Here is a 19,080-nt window from a genome sequence, read left to right as displayed (position 1 = left end):
CGGCCGATCAGATCGCCATCGACGCGGACGCCGCGTCCCCTCGACCTCAGCGCCAGCCGAGCGCGGGCGCGACCTGCGTCAGGATCGCTTCCAGCGCGTGGATGTTGTAGTCGACGCCAAGCTGGTTCGGGATCGTCAGCAGCAGCGTGTCGGCCTCGCGGATCGCCTCGTCCCTTTCAAGCTGCCTGACCAGTTCCTCGGGCTCTGCCGCGTAGCTGCGTCCGAACACCGTCCGCGTGTTGTCGATGATCCCGATCTGGTCGCGGTCGCTGCGCTGGCCCCCCAGCAGCTGTCGATCCCTGTCGTTGACCAGCGCGAAGATGCTGCGGCTGACCGACGCGCGCGGCTGGCCCTCATGCCCCGCGGCCTTCCACGCCTGCCTGAACAGCCTGATCTGGCGCGCCTGCTGGATGTGCAGCGGCTCGCCCGATTCGTCGGTCTTCAGGGTCGAGCTCTGCAGGTGCATTCCCAGCTGCGCCGCCCAGACGGCGGTCGCGTCCGATGCGGCGCCCCACCAGATCCGGTCCCGCAGCCCGGCCGAGAACGGCTCCAGCCGCAGAAGGCCCGGCGGGTTCGGGAACATCGGGTGGGGCGAGGGCGCGGCGAAGCCTTCGCCTTCCATCAGCTTGAGAAACGTCTCCGTCCGGCGGCGGGCCATGTCGGCATCGGTCTCGCCCGGCTCAGGCGCGTAGCCGAAGTGGCGCCAGCCCTCGATCACCTGCTCGGGCGACCCGCGGCTGAGACCCAGCTGCAGCCGCCCGCGAGAGATCAGGTCGGCCGCGCCGGCATCCTCGGCCATGTAGAACGGGTTTTCGTACCGCATGTCGATGACGCCGGTCCCGATCTCGATCCGGCTGGTGCGGGCGCCGATGGCCGCCAGCAGCGGGAACGGCGAGGCGTGCTGCCGGGCGAAGTGATGGACCCGGAAATACGCGCCGTCGAGGCCCAGCTCCTCGGCGGCGACCGACAGGTCGATCGACTGAAGCAGGTTGTCGGACGCCGACCGGGTCTGCGACTGCGCGGCCGCCGACCAGTGGCCGAAGGACAGAAAGCCGATCTTCTTCATGGTTCGGTTCCTCGTCAGGTCGACAGGCCCAGGTAGATACGACGGTGTCGAAATGTAGCGCCGGCGGCATCAGGGATGTGTCATAAATCTGACATCACCCTTGCGGATTGGAACTGTCAAAACGGCAAAGCCGTTTCACTTGCAATGCTTTGATGCGAAGGTTGGTTAACGCGCCGGTCCGATCGTCGAAGGCGCGGCCGCACGTCAGAAGGGGGACAAACGCAATGCCCGGCACCCGGTTTCACCAGATCGCCTGCGCGGCGTTGGCCGCCATGTCGCTGACGGCGGTATCGTCGGGCGCGCAGACGGTTGCGCCGCCGACGCACGCCGCGCCCGATTCCGGCACGATCCCGCAGGTCTCGTCCACGCCGGGGGAGACCGGGGCAACCAACGTCCAGCCGGGCGCCGCGCAGATGGAGCCGGTGCAGACGCCGACCCCGCCCGCGACGCAGGACGCGCTGGCGACCCCGACCCTTACCGATCCGAACGCCGCCGCAGCGGCCGCGCCAAACGCTGCCGCCGCGCCAAATTCCGCCGCTGGCACTTCCACACCGGCGCAGGCCGATCCGCAGGCACAGCCCGACCCGCAGGCGCTGGCCGCCGCGCAGTCGCAGGCTGCCGCCGCATTTGCAGGAACCGTGCAGGGCAAGTCGCAGGTGGGCGAGCCCCTGTCGCCCCAGGAAGTCGCGGCGGTAGCCGCCGCGCCGGCGCTGAAGCCCGTTTACGTTCCTCGCACCACGCCCGAAGGCAACCCGGCGTCAAGCCAGTCGCTGGAACCCGCGGCCGGCAACGTGGACCAGGCACGGCCGGGATCAAGCAACAGCATCTCGACCGCCGCGACGGAACCGCAGCCCGCCACGGCCGACGGGACCGCGCCGGGCAACTCCGGCTCCACCGGCTGGTCCGGGGGCACCGGCGGGTCGATGATCGGGACGAGCCCCTCGGGCGCGGTGCCGCAGTCGAAGACGTGGCAGCCGCCCACCGCGCGGGGCCTCGGCCTCACCGGCTGACGTGACGGCACCCGCCGGCGCGGTGGCGGAGGAGAATGGGAGTCGAACCCACCCGGGACAGGCTCGCTGCCCCAACCGGATTTGAAGTCCGGCCGCCCCACCGGGGACGATTCTCCTCCTCACGCGCCGCGCCGTCGCACCTCGGGGCGGTCAGTCCGCGAACATGTCCGCCCGGTGGGGGTTGATGCGGCGCAGGTCGGCCCGTCGCATTGTTACCCCCTGGCGGTCGAAGAAGTCGAGGATCTCGATCGCGACCTTGCGCCCGTTCATGACCCGGTCGCGGAACGCGGCGGCGGTGACCCAGCCATCCGGGGCGGCGGCCTGAACCTCGGCGATGATTCGGGCCATCTCGGCCGTGGTGTCGCGCAGGAAGAAGTGGTCGGGCCGGATCTGGTCGAGCTGCCCCCGCCGCGCGGCCATCCGCAGGACCCGGCGGACCTCGGCCTCGGGCACCTCCATCGCGGTCGCGAAGTCGCGGACGCGGGGCGGGCGGAAGCGGTCGTCGCCGCCGAGCTGCGGAAGGATCCGGTCCAGCAGCGCCTGCTCGGCGGGCGTCATCCGGACGGCATGGCCCGGAAGCCGCACGAAGCCCCCTTCCACCACCACGGCGCCTGCGAGAACTTGCGTGCCCAGGAATGCGGCAAAGCCCGCCTTCGGCAGGCGCGGCGTCAGCGCGAGCCGCAGCCGCTCGCGGCCCATGCCCTGAAGCTCCGGGTTTTCGGCATGGAATGCGCCCAGCGTGGAGGTCAGCGCCGCTTCAAGGTCGCGCAGCGTGCCCGGAAGCAGCGCGAGCCTGCCCGCGCCGGTGTCGATCGTCGCGACGCCGCCGGCCAGCGCGTCCTCGGTCTCTGCAGGCAGCGCGCGGTCGCGGGCGAACGCGGCCAGGTCGACCAGACCCGGCGGGATGGCGAGAAGCGCGGCCAGCGCCTCGTCGTCGTTGGCCAGGCCCTGCGCCGCGATCACCTGCAGCCGCGCGGGCGTGCGGCGGTGGCGGGCGGGGGCGCGCAGGTCGCGGAAGGTGCCGCCGCCGATGGTGCGCCGGGCCGAGACGTCGCGCAGGATGAAGCGTTCGCCCACCGTTGCCGCGATCGGCCGGTCCAGCACCAGCTGAACCGGCCCGGACCCGCCCGGTCGCAGGCTTTCGCCCAGCGGCACGATCCGCGCCCCTGCCTCGGCCGCGCCCACGTGCAGGCGGGCGGGAAACCATGTGGTGATCGGCTTCGGCTCGGTCCCCAGGACGTGCAGCATCGCGTCGATCCGGTCGGTCGGCGCGTGTAGGGCCGGATCACCCGCCACGTCGCCCCTTCCGACGCTGTCCGGGTTGATCCCGCCGCCTGCAAGGTTGATCGCGCAGCGCTGCCCGGCCAGCCCTTCCTCTGCCGCGCGGTTCTGCGCGTGGATCCCCCGCACCCGCGCCCCGAGCCCCGGGGGAGAGATCGTCACCATGTCCCCCACGGCCACCCGGCCCGACTGCACGGTCCCGGTCACGACCGTGCCCGTGCCCTTCAGCGTGAAGCTGCGGTCGATCGCCATGCGGAAGCGCCGGTCCAGGCCGCGCGCGCCCGTCGCGGCCTCGGCGGCGACCAGCGCGGCGCGCAGCCCGTCCAGCCCTTCGCCGGACACGACCGATACCGGGATCACCGGCGCCGCGGCCAGTGCCGTCGGCGCGAGCAGGTCGCTGATCTGGTCCTCGACCTCTGCCCGCCGCCCGGGCCCGGCGAGGTCGGCCTTGGTCATCGCGACGATCCCGCGCGTGATCCCCAGCAGATGCAGGATTGCCAGATGCTCACGCGTCTGCGGCATCACCCCGTCGTCCGCGGCGACGACCAGCAGCGCCAGGTCGACGCCGCCCGCGCCCGCCAGCATCGTGTGGACGAAGCGTTCGTGCCCCGGCACGTCCACGAAGCCGGTCACCGCGCCGCCGCCCAGGTCGGCATAGGCGAAGCCCAGCTCGATGGTGATGCCGCGCGCCTTTTCGGCCGCGAGCCGGTCGGTGTCCACGCCGGTCAGCGCGCGGACGAGCGCGGTCTTGCCGTGGTCGATGTGACCCGCCGTTCCGACGATCATAGGTGCGACAGGCTGCCCAGCAGCGCCCCGTCGCCCGGCAGGCAGCGCAGGTCGAGGATCAGCGCGCCGTCGCGGATGCGGCCGATCACGGGGACGGGCAGGGCGCGCAGGCGCGCGGCGAGATCCTCGGGCACCGATCCCCGGTCGCCCGACAGGGCGAGCCCGGCGGAAGGCAGCGCCTCGACCGGCATCGCGCCGGATCCGATCTGGCTCGCGCACGCGACGACTTCGACCCGGATGCCGGACAGCATCGCCCGGACGGGCGCCACCAGCCGCGCGGCCTGCGCGGCGATGTCGTCGCGCGTGCGGGTCAGCAGCCGCAGCGTGGGCAGCCGCTCTGCCAGCCGGTCGGGATCACGGTAGAGCCGCAGCGTCGCCGCGACCGCCGCAAGGCGGATCTTGTCCAGCCGCAGCGCACGCTTCAGCGGGTTGCGGTTGATGCGCCCGACCAGGTCCGCGCGGCCCACGATGAAGCCCGCCTGCGGCCCGCCCAGAAGCTTGTCGCCCGAGAAGGTCACGAGGTCCGCACCCTCGGCCACCGCCTGCCGCACCGTGGGTTCGGCCGGAAGGCCCCAGCGCGTCAGGTCCACCAGCGTGCCCGAGCCGAGGTCGTTGACCAGCGGCACCCCCGCCGCACCCGCGATCCCCGCCAGGTCGGCTGCGGGGACGGCGGCGGTGAAGCCCTCGATCCGGTAGTTCGACGGATGCACCTTCATCATCAGCGCGGTGCGCTCGGACACCGCGTCCCGGTAGTCGCGCGGGTGGGTGCGGTTGGTCGTTCCGACCTCGACCAGCCGGACACCGGCGCGGGCCATGATGTCGGGGATGCGGAAGGCGCCGCCGATTTCCACCAGTTCGCCGCGCGACACGATCGCCTCGCGCCCCTCGGCCAGCGCGTTCAGGACCAGCAGCACGGCGGCCGCGTTGTTGTTGACGACGGTCGCGGCCTCGGCCCCGGTCAGTTCGCACAGGAGGTCGCGGACATGGTCGTCGCGCTCGCCGCGGCTGCCGGTGGACAGGTCGTATTCCAGCGCCGCCGGATGCCGCATGGCGTCGACGGCGGCCTCGATCGCGGCTTCGGCCAGCAGCGCGCGGCCCAGATTGGTGTGCAGGACCGTCCCGGTCAGGTTCAGGACCGGGCGCAGGCCGCCGCCGCCCGTGTCCAGGCGCGAGGCCGCATCCGCGACCAGCGCATCGGCGTCCGGGACCGCGGCGCCGGCGCGGGCGGCGTCGCGCGCGCCCGCCAGCGCCGCCCGCAGCGCGTCCGTCGCGGCCGCGCGGCCATGATGGTCCACCAGCCCGCGCGCCGCGCCGGCGAGCAGCCGGTCCACGGACGGCAGGTCGCGCAAGGACCCCATCAGTAGCCGATCAGGAACGGGTTCACGCCGCCGCGCCGCCACGTCCCCCCGCGCATCAGCGCGTCGAGGCCGAGCGTGCCCACATCGTCCGCCACCGGGTCGAGCGCCGGGTTCTTCGTCTGCAGCATCTGCTTCACCCACGAGCCGCATTCGTCGCAGGTCTCGGCCCGCACCGTCGCCTCGCCGGTGCCGTCATCGACCGACTGCAGGCCGATCCCCTTGGTGGACCCGCAGCAGAGGCACTTGACCCGCACCTCGTTCCACAGCGTCTGGCAGCAGGAACAGGCCGCGTAGCGCGTGCCCTCGGCCCCCTGGACGCCGGTCACGACAGAGGATGCCGGGCGGCCGCCGCACGCCGGGCAGACGCCGGTGCGGATCGGAACCAGCTGCCTGGCGTCGAGCGTGGCCGCGATCCGCGCAAGATGGACCTGCACGGCGGCGGCGGCAAACAGGTGCGGCGCGGGGCTGTCGACGGGGATCGCGTCGTCCAGCACGTTGCCCAGGAGCCAGCGACGGTCGTCGGGCGTGGCCGCCGCCACTGCGTCCAGCGCAAGGCGGGCGGCGGCGGGCATTTCGATCCCGGCCGCCTCGCGGCACAGCGCGGACAGGGTGTCGTCCAGAAGCGGCTCTGCGCCCGCATCATGCCGGTCGATCGGCGGCATGCGCGATGCGCGGGCCAGCGCCACGCGGTCCGAAGGCACCGGCGTCGGCGCGGGCAGGTCGGCGGCAAGCCGCGCCTGCACCCGTGCCAGGTCCGCGAGAAAACGCAGGTAGGGGCCGAGGTTCGACCCTTCGGCCAGCACGTCGAAGCGCGCCGCGCGCTGGCCGAACAGCCGCTCGGGGCGGGGCAGGATGGCAAGCGGCGGCGTGGGAACGCCGCCGATCATGCCGGGATCGGGTTCTGCGACCTGCGTCATGTTCCCTCGCGCGGCGTCATCGGTTCGTCACGGCCGCAGGGGGTCACTCTGCCGGATCGGTGCGCTGGCGTCCAGCAAGCTCCCGGAACCATTTGCGGTGGTGGCGGAAGGCCCAGCCGCCGGTCACGGTGCCCTGGGTCATCGCCGACAGGGTGCCGCGGGTCCAGATCGCGGCGAAGACGTGCAGGATCAGCGTGAGGATCGTGAGCACGGCCGAGACCGAATGGACCATCAGCGCGATCCGCCGGGTTTCCACCGAGACGATGTCGGGGAAGAACTGGTACCAGATCATGAACCCCGTCACGATCAGGACCACGATCAGCCAGAACATCGCCCAGAACACGAACTTCTGGCCGAAGTTGTACTTGCCGAGCTCGGGCAGCTTGTCCTCGTCGCCCTTGACCACGGACCTGATGTTGCGCGCCCAGACCGCGTCCTCGCGCCGGAACAGGTTGTGGCGCACCAGCTGCACGAACAGGATCATGAAGCTGATGAACAGGGCGATGCCGATGAACGGATGGACCCAGCGCGTCGGCTGGCCGCCGCCGAACAGCGCCGACAACCAGTAGAGCGACGGGTCGAACAGCGCGAAGCCCGACAGCCCCAGCAGGATCAGCGTGGTCGCGGTGAACCAGTGGTTCAGCCGGGTGAACCCGCCGTAGCGACGGACCGACACCGGGTCGCGGCTGAGGATGCGGTCGCCCGGTTCGGAGTAGCGTCGTCCTGCCATCAGGCGTCCTTTCCTTCGCCGCTTCCCTCGCCGCCCGGGATCGCGGCGGCGCGGTCCACCAGATCCTCGGCGTGGCGTTCATCCTCGGGCTCGACCGAGACGCGGCTGAACAGCCCCATCGCCACGCTGCCGATCGCGGCAAGCCCGATCGCGGCCAGCCCCGCGGTCTTGGTCGGGCCCTTCCAGCTCTTGACCACGCCCGCGATCTGCGGATCCTCGGGCAGGTCGTTGTAGATGCCGGGCTTGTCGGCGTGGTGAAGGACGTACATCACGTGCGTCCCGCCGACGCCCTGCGGGTCGTACAGCCCGGCGTTGTCGTAGCCGCGCGACTTCAGGTCCTCGACCCGCTCGGCGGCAAGGGCGGTCATGTCGTCCTTGGTGCCGAAGGTGATCGCGTGGGTGGGGCAGGCCTTGGCGCAGGCCGGACCCTGGCCCACGGCCACGCGGTCGGAACACAGCGTGCACTTGTAGGACCGGTGATCGACCTGGCTGATGCGCGGGATGTCGAACGGGCAGCCGCTGACGCAGTACCCGCAGCCGATGCAGTTCTCGTGGATGAAGTCCACGATGCCGTTGGAATACTGCACGATCGCGCCGGGGGCCGGGCAGGCCGTCAGGCAGCCCGGATCGGCACAGTGCATGCATCCGTCCTTGCGGATCAGCCATTCGAAGTCGCCCGTTTCCGGGTTGTCGTATTCGGCGAACCGCATCAGCGTGAACATGTCGGGCGTGAGGTCGTGCGGGTTCTCGTAGACGCCCACGTTCACCCCGATCTCGGGATGGGTGTCGTTCCATTCGACGCACGCCGACTGGCACGCCTTGCAGCCGATGCACTTGCTGACGTCGATGAGCTTGGCCACCGGCGTCAGCGCGGTCGGGTTTTCGGCCACCGGCCCGCCGGCCGAGGACCGCACCACCGCGGCCTGGCCCAGGTTGCCCTGGACCGGCTGCACGGGCGGGTTCGCGGTGGCGGTGCGGGGGCTGTCCACGTTGGTTGCGATGGTCACGAGACGGCCTCCCCCACGGCGGGTTCGATATTGACGAGGAACGCCTTGAACTCGGGCGTTTCCACGTTCGCGTCACCGATGAACGGCGTGAGGCTGTTCGGCCCCCAGCCCTTCTTCGCGGCGCCGACAAAACCCCAGTGCAGGGGGATGCCGACGACGTGGACGGGCTTGCCGTCGCAGATCAGCGGCTTGATGCGCTTGGTGACCAGCGCCTTGGCCCAGACTTCGCCGCGCTTGGACCAGACCCGCACCCGGCTGCCCTTGGCGATGCCCCTTTCGGCAGCCAGCTGTTCGCTGATCTCCACGAAGAACTCGGGCTGCAACGAGGCGTTCACCACGTTGTGCTTGGTCCAGTAGTGGAAATGCTCGGTCAGGCGGTAGCTGGTGGCGACGAACGGGAACTCGGTGCTGTCGCCCAGCCGCGCCACGTCGGATTCGAAGACGCGCGCCACCGGGTTCCCGCGCATGGCCGGGTTGAACACGTTGGCCATCGGGCTTTCGAACGGCTCCATGTGGGTCGGGAACGGCCCGTCCCGCATCAGCCCGCGCGAGAACAGGCGCGACACGCCCTCCTGGTTCATGATGAACGGCCCGACCTCGCCCGGCTTCGCGGTGGGCGAGATGTCGGGCACGTCGTAGCCCGTCCACTTCGCGCCGTCCCACCAGACCAGGCGGCGGCTGTCGTCCCACGGATTGCCGTCCAGGTCCGACGACGCCCGGTTGTAGAGGATGCGCCGGTTGAGCGGCCAGCTCCACGTCCAGTTCGCATAGGCGCCGGTGCTGTCGGGATCGGAGTTGTCCCGCCGCGCCATGTTGTTGCCGTTCTCGTTCCACGAGCCGGAATAGATCCAGCACGCGCAGGCCGTGGATCCGTCGTCGCGCAGCTGGCTGAAGTTCAGCACCTGCTGACCCGCCTGCACCAGCGTCTTCGACGGGTCGGCGGGGTCTGAAAGGTCGCTCAGCGCGCGGCCGTTCATTTCCTTCGCCAGCTCTTCGGGCGTGGGCTCGTTCGCGTCGGCATAATCCCACGTCAGGTTGACGATCGGGTCCGGGAACACGCCCCCTTCCTTCAGGTAGAGGTCGCGCACCCGCAGGAACACCTGGGCCATGATCCAGGTGTCCAGCTTCGCCTCGCCCGGGGGCTCGGCCCCCGGCCAGTGCCACTGCAGCCAGCGGCCCGAGTTCACGAGCGCGCCTTCGTCCTCGGCAAAGCAGGACGAGGGCAGCTGGATCACCTCGGTCTGGATCGCGGGGGTGTCCACGTCGTTGTGGTCGCCGTGGTTTTCCCAGAACCGCGACGTTTCCGTCTCCAGCGGGTCGATCGTGACGAGCAGCTTCAGCTTCGACAGCGCCCGCGTGACCTTGCCCCGGTCGGGGAAGGCCAGAAGCCCGTTGAAGCCCTGGCAGAAGTAGATGTTGCAGCGCCCCTGGTCCATCATCTCGAAGATGCGCAGCACGTCGTAGGCCGGCACGTCGAGCTTGGGCAGGTAGTGGTAGGCCCAGTCGTTTTCCGCCGTTGCCGCGTCGCCCCACATCGCCTTCATGAAGCTGACCATGAACTTGGGATAGTTCTGCCAGTAGCTCGTCTGCCCGGGCCGCAGCGGCTTGAACGCCCGCGTCTTCATGTAGGACGCCCAGTCGGGTTCCTGTTCGGTCGGGATGTTGAGGTAGCCGGGGATCAGGTTCGACATCAGCCCGATGTCGGTCAGGCCCTGGATGTTGGAATGGCCCCGCAGCGCGTTCATGCCGCCGCCCCGCACCCCGATGTTGCCCAGGATCAGCTGCAGCATCGCCATGCCGCGGATGTTCTGAGCGCCCTTGGAATGCTGCGTCCAGCCGAGCGCGTACATCGAGGTCATGGTCTTCGTGGGCGAAGAACACTCCCCGATCATCTCGGCGACCTTCAGGAAGCGGTCGGCGGGCGTGCCGCAGACGCGTTCCACCATCTCGGGCGTGTAGGCGTCCACGTGGGCGCGCAGCAGCTGCCACACGCAGCGCGGGTTTTCCAGCGTCGGGTCGACCGCCGCGAAGCCGTCCTCGCCGATCACGTAGTCCCAGCTTTTCTTGTCGTAGTCGCGCTTTTCCTCGTTGTAGCCGGTGAACAGCCCGTCATTCCAGCCGAAGTCGTCGCGCACGATGTACGCGGCGTTGGTGTAGTTGCGGACATAGTCCCACTGCACCTTGTCGTTTTCGATCATGTAGCGGATCAGCGCCATCAGGAACACGATGTCGCTGCCGGGGCGGATCGGCGCGTAATAGTCGGACACGCTCGCCGTGCGCGTGAACCGGGGGTCCACGACGATCAGCTTGGCGCCGCGATGATGCTTCGCCTCGGTCACCCACTTGAAGCCGCACGGATGCGCTTCGGCGGCGTTGCCGCCCATGACGACCACGAGGTCGGTGTTCTTGATGTCGGTCCAGGAGTTGGTCATCGCTCCACGGCCAAATGTCGGGCCCAAACTGGACACCGTGGGGCCGTGTCAGACGCGCGCCTGGTTGTCGAACGCGACTACTCCCATGGACCGGACGACCTTGTAGGTCAGCCAGGCCGTTTCGTTGGTGGTGGCCGACGCGGCAAGGAAGCCCGTCGTCGTCCAGCGGTTGACCGGCACGCCCGCCTCGTTCAGCGACAGGAAGTTTGCGTCGCGGTCGTCCTTCAGCGCGCGGGCGATCCTGTCGAGCGCATCGTCCCAGCTGACCGGCTCGAACTCGGTCCCGCCCGGCTTGCGGATGCGGGGCTGGGTCAGGCGGGTCGGGGCGTTGACGAAATCCTTCAGCGCCGCGCCCTTCGGGCACAGGGTGCCGCGGTTGGTCGGGTGGTCGGCGTCGCCTTCGATGTGGAAGATGCGCTTCTTGCCGGTTGCGTCGTCCACGCGGGAATACATGATGATGCCGCAGGCGACCGAGCAGTAGGGGCAGGTGTTGCGCGCTTCCGTGGTGGCGGCCAGCTTGAAGGCGCGCACATGCGCGAGCTCCGCCGCCTCCGCCTCGCCGAAGCCCAGGGCTCCCAGCGACGTTGCCGCGACACCCGCACCCGCCAGCTTCAGGAAGCCGCGCCGTGAGAGGTCGATGTTCATCCGATCCTCCGTCCTTTGCCTGTCGTCTAGATAGGTAACTTCATCCTTCGGCCCGAAACGGCCGAGTGTCAACGCATCAGGTCCGGTGAGGAACAAGGGGCCGGCGGTGGCGTTGCGTCACGTGGTGCCGTGGCGAGTGGCACCTCATGCGGAAGGGGGCCTGCCATGCGGACCGCGGCATCGACATGGTGGGGGATCCTGCTGGGCGTGGCGCTCGGCGGGTTCTTCGACGGCATCCTGCTGCACCAGATTCTGCAATGGCACCACCTGCTGAGCCTCGTGGCCGGGATGGGCGACCTGCGGACTCAGGTTCTGTGGGACGGCTATTTCCACGCGCTGATGTACCTGATCGCCGCGGCCGCGCTGTGGGGCCTGTGGTCCGCGCACCGGCGCGGCGCCCTGCCCGAGGGCTGGGCGCTGGCGGGGGCGCTGCTGGTCGGGTTCGGGCTGTGGCACGTCCTCGACAGCATCCTGTCGCACTGGCTCCTGGGCATCCACCGGATCAAGGTGGACAGCCCGAACCCGCTGGCCTGGGACCTGGTCTGGTTCGTCGTGTTCGGCGTGGTGCCCATCGTGCTCGGCTGGCAGGCGGGCCGGGGCGGAGGCACCCCGCGGCTGCCCGCGCGGACGGCTGCGATGCTGGCGCTGACGGCCCTGACCCTTGCCGCCGCCGCCTGGTCGCTGCGCCCCGCGCCGGGCCAGCCGTTCACCACCGTCGTGTTCCGCCCGGGCATCGCCCCGGCGCAGGTGTTTGCGGCGCTGGGCGCGCAGGACGCGCGCCTCGTCTGGTCGGACCCGGCCGGAGCCGTGATCGTGGTCGCCGTCGATCCGGCCGACCGGTGGGGCTTCTACCGCCACGGCGCATTGCTGGTGGGCGGCGCGGGAACGCCCGCCGGGTGCATCGCGTGGACCCGCGCCTGACCTGCGCCTGACCTGCGCCTGATCCCCCCCGGCGGCCCCGGCGCGGCTACAACCCGCTGCGCAGGTCCCAGAGGTCCGGGAACAGCACCGTGTCCAGCATCCGCCTGAGATACGACACCCCCGCCGTGCCGCCGGTGCCGCGCTTGAAGCCGATGATGCGTTCCACGGTCGTGACATGGTTGAAGCGCCAGCGGCGGAAGTAGTCCTCGAAATCGACCAGCTTCTCGCCCAGCTCGTAAAGCCCCCACCACCGCTCCGGATCGGCGTAGATCGCGCCCCACGCCGCCCGCGCCGCCGGATCGGGCGCGGTCGGCGCCGAAACGTCCTGCGGCGCCGCCACGTCGAAGCCTTCGGCCGCGAGCCGCCCCAGCACGACCGCGTAGAGCGACGGCCGCCCCATCTCGGCCCGCAGCGAGGCGGCGAGTTCGGGGCGGTGTTCGTGCGGGCGGATCAGCTCCGGGTTGCGGTTGCCGGCGACGAACTCGATCATCCGGTACTGGTGGCTCTGGAAGCCCGAGCTTTCGCCGAGGAACGGGCGGAACTGCTGGTACTCGCTCGGCGTCATCGTCCGCAGCACGTCCCACGAGCCGTTCAGCTGCTCCATGATCCGCGCGACGCGGGTCAGCATCTTGAAGGCCGGACGAAGGGCCCCGGCGGCGATGGCCTCGCGCGCGGCGGAAAGCTCGTGCAGCGCGAGCTTCATCCACAGCTCGCTGGTCTGGTGCTGGATGATGAACAGCATCTCGTCATGCGCCGCCGACCGCGGGTGCTGCGCCGACAGGACGGGATCGAGCGACAGGTAGTCGCCGTAGCTCATCCGGCCCTCGAACGACATCTGCGCGTCGTGGTGGCCCGGCGGGTTGGAAGGGGCGGGGTCGGTCATGGCGAGGCTCCGCTTCGTTCCGGGATCTGCCCCAAGCATACAGCGCGGACCGCCCCGGCTGGCAAGGCCGCCGCCGCATGCTAGACTCGGGGCAACGAACTGCAGGATGACCGCCATGACCGACCTCACGATCCGCCTGTCCCAGCTTGCCCACGGCGGCGGCTGCGGCTGCAAGCTCGCCCCCGCCGTGCTGCGCGACCTGCTGGCGGGGCAGCCCGCCGGGCAGATGTTCCCGCAGCTTCTCGTGGGCAACGAGACCGCCGACGACGCCGCCGTGTGGCAGGTCGACGACCAGACCGCCGTGATCGCGACGACCGACTTCTTCATGCCGATGGTGGACGACCCCCACGCCTTCGGCCGCATCGCAGGCGCGAACGCGATTTCCGACATCTACGCGATGGGCGGGCGCCCGATCCTGGCGCTGGCGATCCTGGGCATGCCGGTGGACCGCCTTCCGGCCGAGACGATCCGGCAGATCCTGCAGGGCGGGCAGTCGATCTGCGCCGAGGCGGGGATCCCGGTTGCGGGCGGCCATTCGATCGACTCGGTCGAACCGATCTACGGCCTTGCCGTGATCGGGCTGGTCCACCCGTCGAAGCTGCGCCGCAATGCGGACGCGCGGGTGGGCGATGCGCTGATCCTGACCAAGGGGCTGGGCGTCGGGCATTATTCATCGGCGATCAAGAAGGGGGCGCTGGACCAGGCCGGGATCGACGAGATGATCGCGTCCACGACGCTCCTGAACCGGATCGGGGCCGACCTGGCCGACGACCCGGCCGTCCACGCGATCACCGACGTGACGGGCTTCGGAATCCTGGGCCACGGGCTGGAGGTCGCGCGGGGCTCGGGCGCGCGGCTGGTGATCGAGGCGGCGGCGCTGCCGCGCCTGTCCCGCGCGGACGAGCTTGCGCAGGCGGGCTTCGTCACCGGCGCCTCGCATCGGAACTGGGCCGCCTACGGGCACGACGTGACGCTGCCCCAGGGCTGCCCGGACTGGCTGCGCGCGCTGCTCTGCGATCCGCAGACCTCGGGCGGGCTGCTGGTGGCGGTGGCGCCAGAGGCGGCGGACGCCTGGGTCAGCCGCATCCGCGAGGCGGGCTACCCGCTGGCCGCGATCATCGGGACGGTAGAGGACGGCAGCGGCGTCACCGTGGTCTGACGGGCGCCCCCGGCGGCGCTGATCGACACCCCGGCCGGCGATCACCCCGGTCTGCCTAAGCGGACCGGAACGCGCCCGCCCGGGCAGGCCCGTCCCATCGGGGTGCTTGCATTATCGGACCGCCCGGAAAGGCCTCGTGCCGTGTCATTCGGCACAACGGCCGCGCTCCCGCCGGAGGCTGATTCTCCGACTGCATCCGCTCCCCCGCCCGAAGAACGGCGCAGGGAACACGGACGCGCCCGCAAGGCCGAGGCGGCCGCCAAGGGGCGAAGGATCAGTCCTTCGCGCGCTCGACGTAGCTGTTGTCCTCGGTGTTGATGACGATCCGCGTGCCCACGCCGATATGCGGCGGCACCATCACGCGCAGGCCGTTGTCGACCGTCGCCGGCTTGTAGGACGACGACGCCGTCTGGCCCTTCACCACCGGCTCGGTCTCGGTGATCTCGACCGTGATCCGCTGCGGCAGGGTCATCGCGATCGGCACGCCGTTGAAGACCTGCAGGAACAGGCGCATGCCTTCCTGCAGATAGGCCTTCTGGTCGCCCACCATGTCGGCGGGGGCGACGACCTGCTCGTAGCTTTCCGGCTCCATGAAGTGGAAGCCCTCGCCGTCCTCGTAGAGGAAGTCGTAGGCGCGTTCGTCGACATGCGCGCGCTCCACCTGCTCGGTCGTGCGCCAGCGTTCCGACACCTTCACGCCGTCGGCGATCCGGCGCATGTCCACCTGCGTCACGGGCGTGCCCTTGCCGGGGTGGAAGTTCTGGGCGGTCAGGACGACATACAGCTTGCCGTCCAGCTCGACGACGTTGCCTTTGCGAAGGCTGGAAGCGATGACTTTCACGGGCGTCTTTCTTGCGATCTGGGGATGTGTGGAATATCGCGCGGTCCTTAGCGCAACGCATCGGATTTCGCCAGCCATGACCAGACCGGCCACGGAAACGCCCTGGTGGAACCCCCGCCGCCACGCCGACCGCCGTCCGCTGCTGCTGGCGCGCAACCGCACGCAGGCGGCGATCCGGCGCTGGCTGGACGACAACGGCTTCACCGAGGTGGACCCCGCAGCCCTGGCGGTCAGCCCTGGTAACGAGGCGCATCTGCACGGCTTCGCCACCGACGCGATCGGCAATGACGGCGCGGCGCGGCGGATGTACCTGCACACCTCGCCCGAGTTCGCGATGAAGAAGCTGCTCGCGGCAGGAGAAACCCGGATCGCCGCCTTTTCCCACGTCTGGCGCAACCGCGAGCGGGGGCCGCGCCACAGCCCCGAGTTCACGATGCTTGAATGGTACCGGGCGGGCGAGGGCTACGACGTCCTGGTCGACGACTGCGCCGCCTTCCTGCGCCTTGCGGCCGACGCGGCGGGCGCGACCCTGCTGCGCCATCGCGCGGCCACCTGCGACCCCTTCGCGCCGCCCGAGCGCCTGTCCGTCGCCGACGCCTTTGCCCGCCACGCCGGGATCGACCTGCTGGCGACCGTCAGGGCCGACGGCGGCACCGATCGCGACGGCCTCGCCGCGCAGATGACCGCGTCGGGCGTCCGCCATTCCGCCGACGACACCTGGTCCGACCTTCTCAGCCGCGTCCTCGTTGAACGGGTTGAGCCGCATCTCGGCCACGGCCGTCCGACCGTGCTGGACCGCTACCCCGCGCCCGAGGCGGCGCTCGCCCGCCGCGCCCCCGACGACCCCCGCGTGGCCGAGCGGTTCGAGCTTTACGCCTGCGGGGTCGAGCTCGCGAACGGCTTCGGCGAGCTGACCGACCCGGACGAGCAGCGCACCCGCTTCGCCGCCGAGATGGACGAAAAGCACCGCGTCTACGGCGAGCGCTACCCGGTGGACGAGGATTTCCTTGCGGCCCTCGCCCACATGCCGCCCGCATCCGGCATCGCGCTGGGCTTCGACCGACTCGTGATGCTCGCGACCGGCGCCCCGCGGATCGACGACGTGATGTGGACGCCCGTTCCCTGAACCCCTGACACGCCCGGAGCCCGACATGATCGACTACCCCGCCCTTGCCGCCAGCATCGCCTCGCTCACCCACGGGGAAACGGACGAGGTCGCGCTGATGGCGACCCTTGCCTGCGAAATCCACCATGCCGACGACCGCTTCGACTGGACCGGCTTCTACCGCGTGACCGGGCCCGAGCTCCTGAAGATCGGCCCCTACCAGGGCGGGCACGGCTGTCTCGTGATCCCGTTCTCGCGCGGGGTCTGCGGGGCGGCGGCGCGCACGCGGCAGACGCAGCTCGTCCCCGACGTGGACGCCTTCCCCGGCCACATCGCCTGCGCGAGTTCCACCCGGTCCGAACTGGTGATCCCGGTCCTCGGCGCGGGCGGGCGGCTGATCGGCGTTCTGGACATCGACAGCGACCTGCCCGACGCTTTCACGGCCGCCGACTCGGCGGCGCTGGAAGGGATCCTGCACGATGTCTTCGGAAAGCTCTGACCTGACCGGCGGCTGCCTATGCGGCGCGATCCGCTATTCCGCCGGGGCCGAGACGCTCGGCAACTCTGCCTGCCACTGCGGGCAGTGCCGCAGCTGGTCGGGGCATGTCTGGGCGTCTGTCATGGTCCCGAAGGAGGCGCTGAGCCTCACCGGCGCGCCCAAGTGGTTCCGCTCCTCCGACCACGCGGAGCGCGGCTTCTGCCCGAGCTGCGGAACCTCGCTGTTCTGGCGCGAGGACGGGGCGCGCCACGTCTCGATTGGGATGGGGACGGTCGACGAGCCCACCGGCCTGCAACTGGAGCGGCACATCTACGTCGACTTCAAGGGCGACTACTACGACATCGCCGACGGCCTGCCGCAGGAGGACAGCGCGTGAGGGAGCTTTCCGGCGCCTGCATGTGCGGGGCGGTGAAGCTGCGGGTCCGGACCGGCGCGACCGAGGCGCGGGAGTGTCACTGCACCCAGTGCCGCCGGCAGTCGGGGCATGTCTTGGCGTTCCTGACGGTGCCATGGGACGCGGTGGACTGGCAGGGCGCGCCCGCGATCTACCGGCACACGGAAAAGGCCGACCGGGGCTTCTGCGCCGGGTGCGGGTCCTACCTGTACTGGCGCGAGCGGTCGTCCGACATGGTGGACCTGTCGGCGGGAATGTTCGACGCGCCGACCGGGCTGCATCTTGGACCGCCGTCCTTCACCGGCAACAAGGGCGACTATTACGACGTAAGCCCGTGGAGCGCGGCGGAATGACGGTATCCCTGACCGGCGGCTGCCTGTGCGGCGCGGTGCGCTTTACCGCCGAAGCGGACGACGACGGCATCGTCGCCTGCCATTGCACCATGTGCCGGCGCTGGTCGGGCCATGTCTGGGCGGCGGCCGGCGTAACCGCGCTCAGGATCGAGGATGAACGGGCGCTGCGCTGGTACCGTTCCTCCGGCATCGGCGAGCGGGGGTTCTGCGCGGAATGCGGGTCGTCCCTGTTCTGGCGCGGGGTCCGGGATGGCCACGCGGTCGAGGATGACGTCGAGGTTTCCGGCGGCGCGCTCGACGCGCCCACCGGGTTGAGGCTGTCGTGCCATGCGCGGGTGGACTTCAAGGGCGACTACTACGCGATCGCGGACGGCGTGCCGCAGCGGACCGAGGGACCGGCGGCGTGATCTGGGATACATTGGGCAACATTCCGGCGGCGCAGCTGCTGGCCTTCGTCACCGGCGGGCTGGTCCTGAACTTCGCGCCCGGGCAGGACGTGTTCTTCGCCAGCGCCTGCGGGGTGCAGGGCGGCCCGCGCGCGGGCGCGCTCGCAGGCTTCGGGGTGGGGCTGGGGGTCGTCTGCCACGTCATCCTCGCGACCGTGGGGCTTGGCGCAGTGATCGCCGCGCACCCGCAGGCGCTGATGGGCATCAAGTGGATCGGCGCGGCGTACCTGCTGTTTCTCGCCTGGAAAAGCTGGACCGCGCCGCCGCCCGAGCCGTCCGCCCGCGCGTCCGTGCGGACGTGGAACATCGTCCGGCGCGGGATATTGTCGAACCTCCTCAACCCCAAGCCGGTGCTGTTCCTTCTGGCGTTCCTGCCGCAGTTCACGAACCCCGCCTACGGGCCGGTCTGGCAGCAGTTCCTGGGCCTCGGCCTGATCTTCGCCTTCACCGGAACGCTGGTGACGATCGGCTACGGGGTGGTCGCGGGCAGCCTCGGCCACATGCTGGGGCGGCATCTCGGCATCCTCAACAAGGTCGCGGGCGTGATGTTCGCGGGTCTCGCGGTGCGGCTGGTCGCGAAGTGACGCAAGCCGCACCCGCCCCGTTCGTCTATGTCCCGACCAGCGAGCAGCCCCGCCTGATCCACGCCGACGACCAGATCCTGGTCGTGGACAAGCCCGCGGGGCTCCTGTCCGTGCCGGGCAGGGGAGAGGACCGGGCCGACTGCCTGATCGCGCGGCTTGCGGTCACGTTTCCGACCGTGCTGCTGGTGCATCGGCTGGACCTCGACACCTCGGGCGTGATGGTCTTCGCCCTCACGCCCCACGCGCAGCGCCACCTCGGCCAGCAGTTCGAGCGGCGGCAGACGAAAAAGGCCTATGTCGCGCGCCTGTCGGGCCGGCTGGAGCCGAAGTCGGGCACCGTGGACCTGCCGCTGATCGTGGACTGGCCGAACCGCCCGCGCCAGAAGGTCGATCACGAGCATGGCCGCCCCGCCCGGACCGACTGGCGGGTGATCCGCGCCGACGATGCGGAAACCCGCGTCCGCCTGAACCCGGTCACGGGCCGCAGCCACCAGCTGCGCGTCCATATGGCCTCGCTCGGCCACCCGATCCTGGGCGACAGCCTGTACGCCGAAGGGGCGGCGGCCGACCATCCCCGGCTGATGCTGCACGCCGAGACGCTGCGGCTGCGCCATCCCGACAGCAATGTCACGATGACGTTGTCGGCCCCGGTTCCCTTCTGAC

At 70.5% G+C, this 19,080-nt stretch carries 20 protein-coding genes and 1 tRNA gene; 10 read left to right on the top strand and 11 right to left on the bottom strand.

Annotation, left to right across the window (positions count from 1 at the left end; genetic code table 11):
* Nucleotides 1-46 precede the first annotated feature (46 nt).
* On the bottom strand, nt 47-1,066 hold the full coding sequence (locus ELI80_RS15755) for an LLM class flavin-dependent oxidoreductase (RefSeq protein WP_136653250.1): 1,020 nt from the start codon (nt 1,064-1,066) through the stop codon (nt 47-49).
* Nucleotides 1,067-1,290: 224 nt separating this feature from the next.
* On the opposite strand from ELI80_RS15755, the gene ELI80_RS15750 reads away from it, so the two are divergent.
* A complete protein-coding gene (locus ELI80_RS15750; protein ID WP_136653249.1) occupies nt 1,291-2,076 on the top strand; it encodes a hypothetical protein in 786 nt (261 codons plus the stop codon).
* Between the two features lie 23 nt (nt 2,077-2,099).
* Here ELI80_RS15750 and ELI80_RS15745 read toward each other — a convergent pair.
* From ELI80_RS15745 to ELI80_RS16730, 8 genes are all read right to left on the bottom strand, one after another.
* Nucleotides 2,100-2,195: transfer RNA gene (locus ELI80_RS15745), tRNA-Sec, on the bottom strand.
* Between the two features lie 31 nt (nt 2,196-2,226).
* Nucleotides 2,227-4,143, bottom strand: coding sequence for a selenocysteine-specific translation elongation factor (selB, locus tag ELI80_RS15740; RefSeq protein WP_136653248.1), 1,917 nt, complete (start codon nt 4,141-4,143; stop codon nt 2,227-2,229).
* Nucleotides 4,140-5,501 carry an L-seryl-tRNA(Sec) selenium transferase gene (gene selA, locus ELI80_RS15735; protein WP_136653247.1) on the bottom strand — a complete coding sequence of 454 codons (1,362 nt, stop codon included), beginning with the start codon at nt 5,499-5,501 and terminating at the stop codon, nt 4,140-4,142. The genes selB and selA overlap by 4 nt, the downstream gene beginning before the upstream one ends.
* Nucleotides 5,501-6,418: a formate dehydrogenase accessory protein FdhE gene (gene fdhE / locus ELI80_RS15730; RefSeq protein ID WP_136653246.1), complete on the bottom strand. Its 918-nt coding sequence runs from the start codon at nt 6,416-6,418 to the stop codon at nt 5,501-5,503. Before fdhE ends, selA begins: the two co-directional genes overlap by 1 nt.
* A gap of 43 nt (nt 6,419-6,461) precedes the next feature.
* Complete coding sequence (locus ELI80_RS15725) at nt 6,462-7,148, bottom strand: formate dehydrogenase subunit gamma (RefSeq protein WP_136653245.1); 687 nt, start codon at nt 7,146-7,148, stop codon at nt 6,462-6,464.
* Nucleotides 7,148-8,155 carry a formate dehydrogenase subunit beta gene (fdxH, locus tag ELI80_RS15720; protein ID WP_136653244.1) on the bottom strand — a complete coding sequence of 336 codons (1,008 nt, stop codon included), beginning with the start codon at nt 8,153-8,155 and terminating at the stop codon, nt 7,148-7,150. The genes ELI80_RS15725 and fdxH overlap by 1 nt, the downstream gene beginning before the upstream one ends.
* Nucleotides 8,152-10,623: a formate dehydrogenase-N subunit alpha gene (gene fdnG / locus ELI80_RS15715; RefSeq protein ID WP_500048780.1), complete on the bottom strand. Its 2,472-nt coding sequence runs from the start codon at nt 10,621-10,623 to the stop codon at nt 8,152-8,154. The genes fdxH and fdnG overlap by 4 nt, the downstream gene beginning before the upstream one ends.
* Before the next feature lie 12 nt (nt 10,624-10,635).
* Nucleotides 10,636-11,232, bottom strand: coding sequence for a twin-arginine translocation signal domain-containing protein (locus tag ELI80_RS16730; protein ID WP_201740672.1), 597 nt, complete (start codon nt 11,230-11,232; stop codon nt 10,636-10,638).
* Between the two features lie 165 nt (nt 11,233-11,397).
* Between ELI80_RS16730 and ELI80_RS15710 the strand changes: the two genes are divergently transcribed.
* Nucleotides 11,398-12,153 carry a DUF2243 domain-containing protein gene (locus tag ELI80_RS15710; RefSeq protein WP_136653242.1) on the top strand — a complete coding sequence of 252 codons (756 nt, stop codon included), beginning with the start codon at nt 11,398-11,400 and terminating at the stop codon, nt 12,151-12,153.
* Between the two features lie 46 nt (nt 12,154-12,199).
* On the opposite strand, the gene ELI80_RS15705 is transcribed toward ELI80_RS15710, so the two are convergent.
* The gene (locus ELI80_RS15705; RefSeq protein ID WP_136653241.1) at nt 12,200-13,036 is read right to left on the bottom strand and encodes a tryptophan 2,3-dioxygenase; all 837 of its coding nucleotides are present in this window, start codon (nt 13,034-13,036) and stop codon (nt 12,200-12,202) included.
* 115 nt (nt 13,037-13,151) lie between these two features.
* On the opposite strand from ELI80_RS15705, the gene selD reads away from it, so the two are divergent.
* Nucleotides 13,152-14,195, top strand: coding sequence for a selenide, water dikinase SelD (selD, locus tag ELI80_RS15700; RefSeq protein WP_136653240.1), 1,044 nt, complete (start codon nt 13,152-13,154; stop codon nt 14,193-14,195).
* 274 nt (nt 14,196-14,469) lie between these two features.
* Here the strand turns inward: selD and efp are convergent, their stop codons facing one another.
* Entirely contained in the window at nt 14,470-15,036 is a 567-nt protein-coding gene (gene efp / locus ELI80_RS15695; protein ID WP_136653239.1) for an elongation factor P, read from the bottom strand.
* A 76-nt stretch (nt 15,037-15,112) separates the two neighbouring features.
* On the opposite strand from efp, the gene epmA reads away from it, so the two are divergent.
* Genes epmA through ELI80_RS15660 form a run of 7 tightly spaced genes read left to right on the top strand, consistent with a single transcriptional unit; the run spans nt 15,113 to nt 19,079 of the window.
* Nucleotides 15,113-16,162 (top strand): EF-P lysine aminoacylase EpmA, encoded by a 1,050-nt coding sequence (gene epmA / locus ELI80_RS15690; RefSeq protein WP_136653238.1) that lies wholly within the window; start codon nt 15,113-15,115, stop codon nt 16,160-16,162.
* A 25-nt stretch (nt 16,163-16,187) separates the two neighbouring features.
* The gene (locus tag ELI80_RS15685) at nt 16,188-16,640 is read left to right on the top strand and encodes a free L-methionine (R)-S-oxide reductase MsrC (protein ID WP_136653237.1); all 453 of its coding nucleotides are present in this window, start codon (nt 16,188-16,190) and stop codon (nt 16,638-16,640) included.
* Nucleotides 16,621-17,016, top strand: a complete 396-nt coding sequence (locus ELI80_RS15680; RefSeq protein WP_136653236.1) for a GFA family protein — start codon at nt 16,621-16,623, stop codon at nt 17,014-17,016. Before ELI80_RS15685 ends, ELI80_RS15680 begins: the two co-directional genes overlap by 20 nt.
* Complete coding sequence (locus ELI80_RS15675; RefSeq protein WP_136653235.1) at nt 17,013-17,387, top strand: GFA family protein; 375 nt, start codon at nt 17,013-17,015, stop codon at nt 17,385-17,387. The genes ELI80_RS15680 and ELI80_RS15675 overlap by 4 nt, the downstream gene beginning before the upstream one ends.
* Nucleotides 17,384-17,794 carry a GFA family protein gene (locus ELI80_RS15670; RefSeq protein ID WP_136653234.1) on the top strand — a complete coding sequence of 137 codons (411 nt, stop codon included), beginning with the start codon at nt 17,384-17,386 and terminating at the stop codon, nt 17,792-17,794. The genes ELI80_RS15675 and ELI80_RS15670 overlap by 4 nt, the downstream gene beginning before the upstream one ends.
* Entirely contained in the window at nt 17,791-18,417 is a 627-nt protein-coding gene (locus ELI80_RS15665; RefSeq protein WP_136653233.1) for a LysE family translocator, read from the top strand. The genes ELI80_RS15670 and ELI80_RS15665 overlap by 4 nt, the downstream gene beginning before the upstream one ends.
* Nucleotides 18,414-19,079, top strand: a complete 666-nt coding sequence (locus ELI80_RS15660) for an RluA family pseudouridine synthase (RefSeq protein WP_136653232.1) — start codon at nt 18,414-18,416, stop codon at nt 19,077-19,079. The genes ELI80_RS15665 and ELI80_RS15660 overlap by 4 nt, the downstream gene beginning before the upstream one ends.
* Nucleotide 19,080 lies beyond the last annotated feature (1 nt).

Origin of the sequence: Paracoccus aeridis, from assembly GCF_004923205.2 — a bacterium.
Taxonomy (GTDB): Bacteria; Pseudomonadota; Alphaproteobacteria; order Rhodobacterales; family Rhodobacteraceae; genus Paracoccus; species Paracoccus aeridis.
Note: the sequence above shows the minus strand (reverse complement) of the source record. Positions and strands in the feature narration are given on the sequence as shown.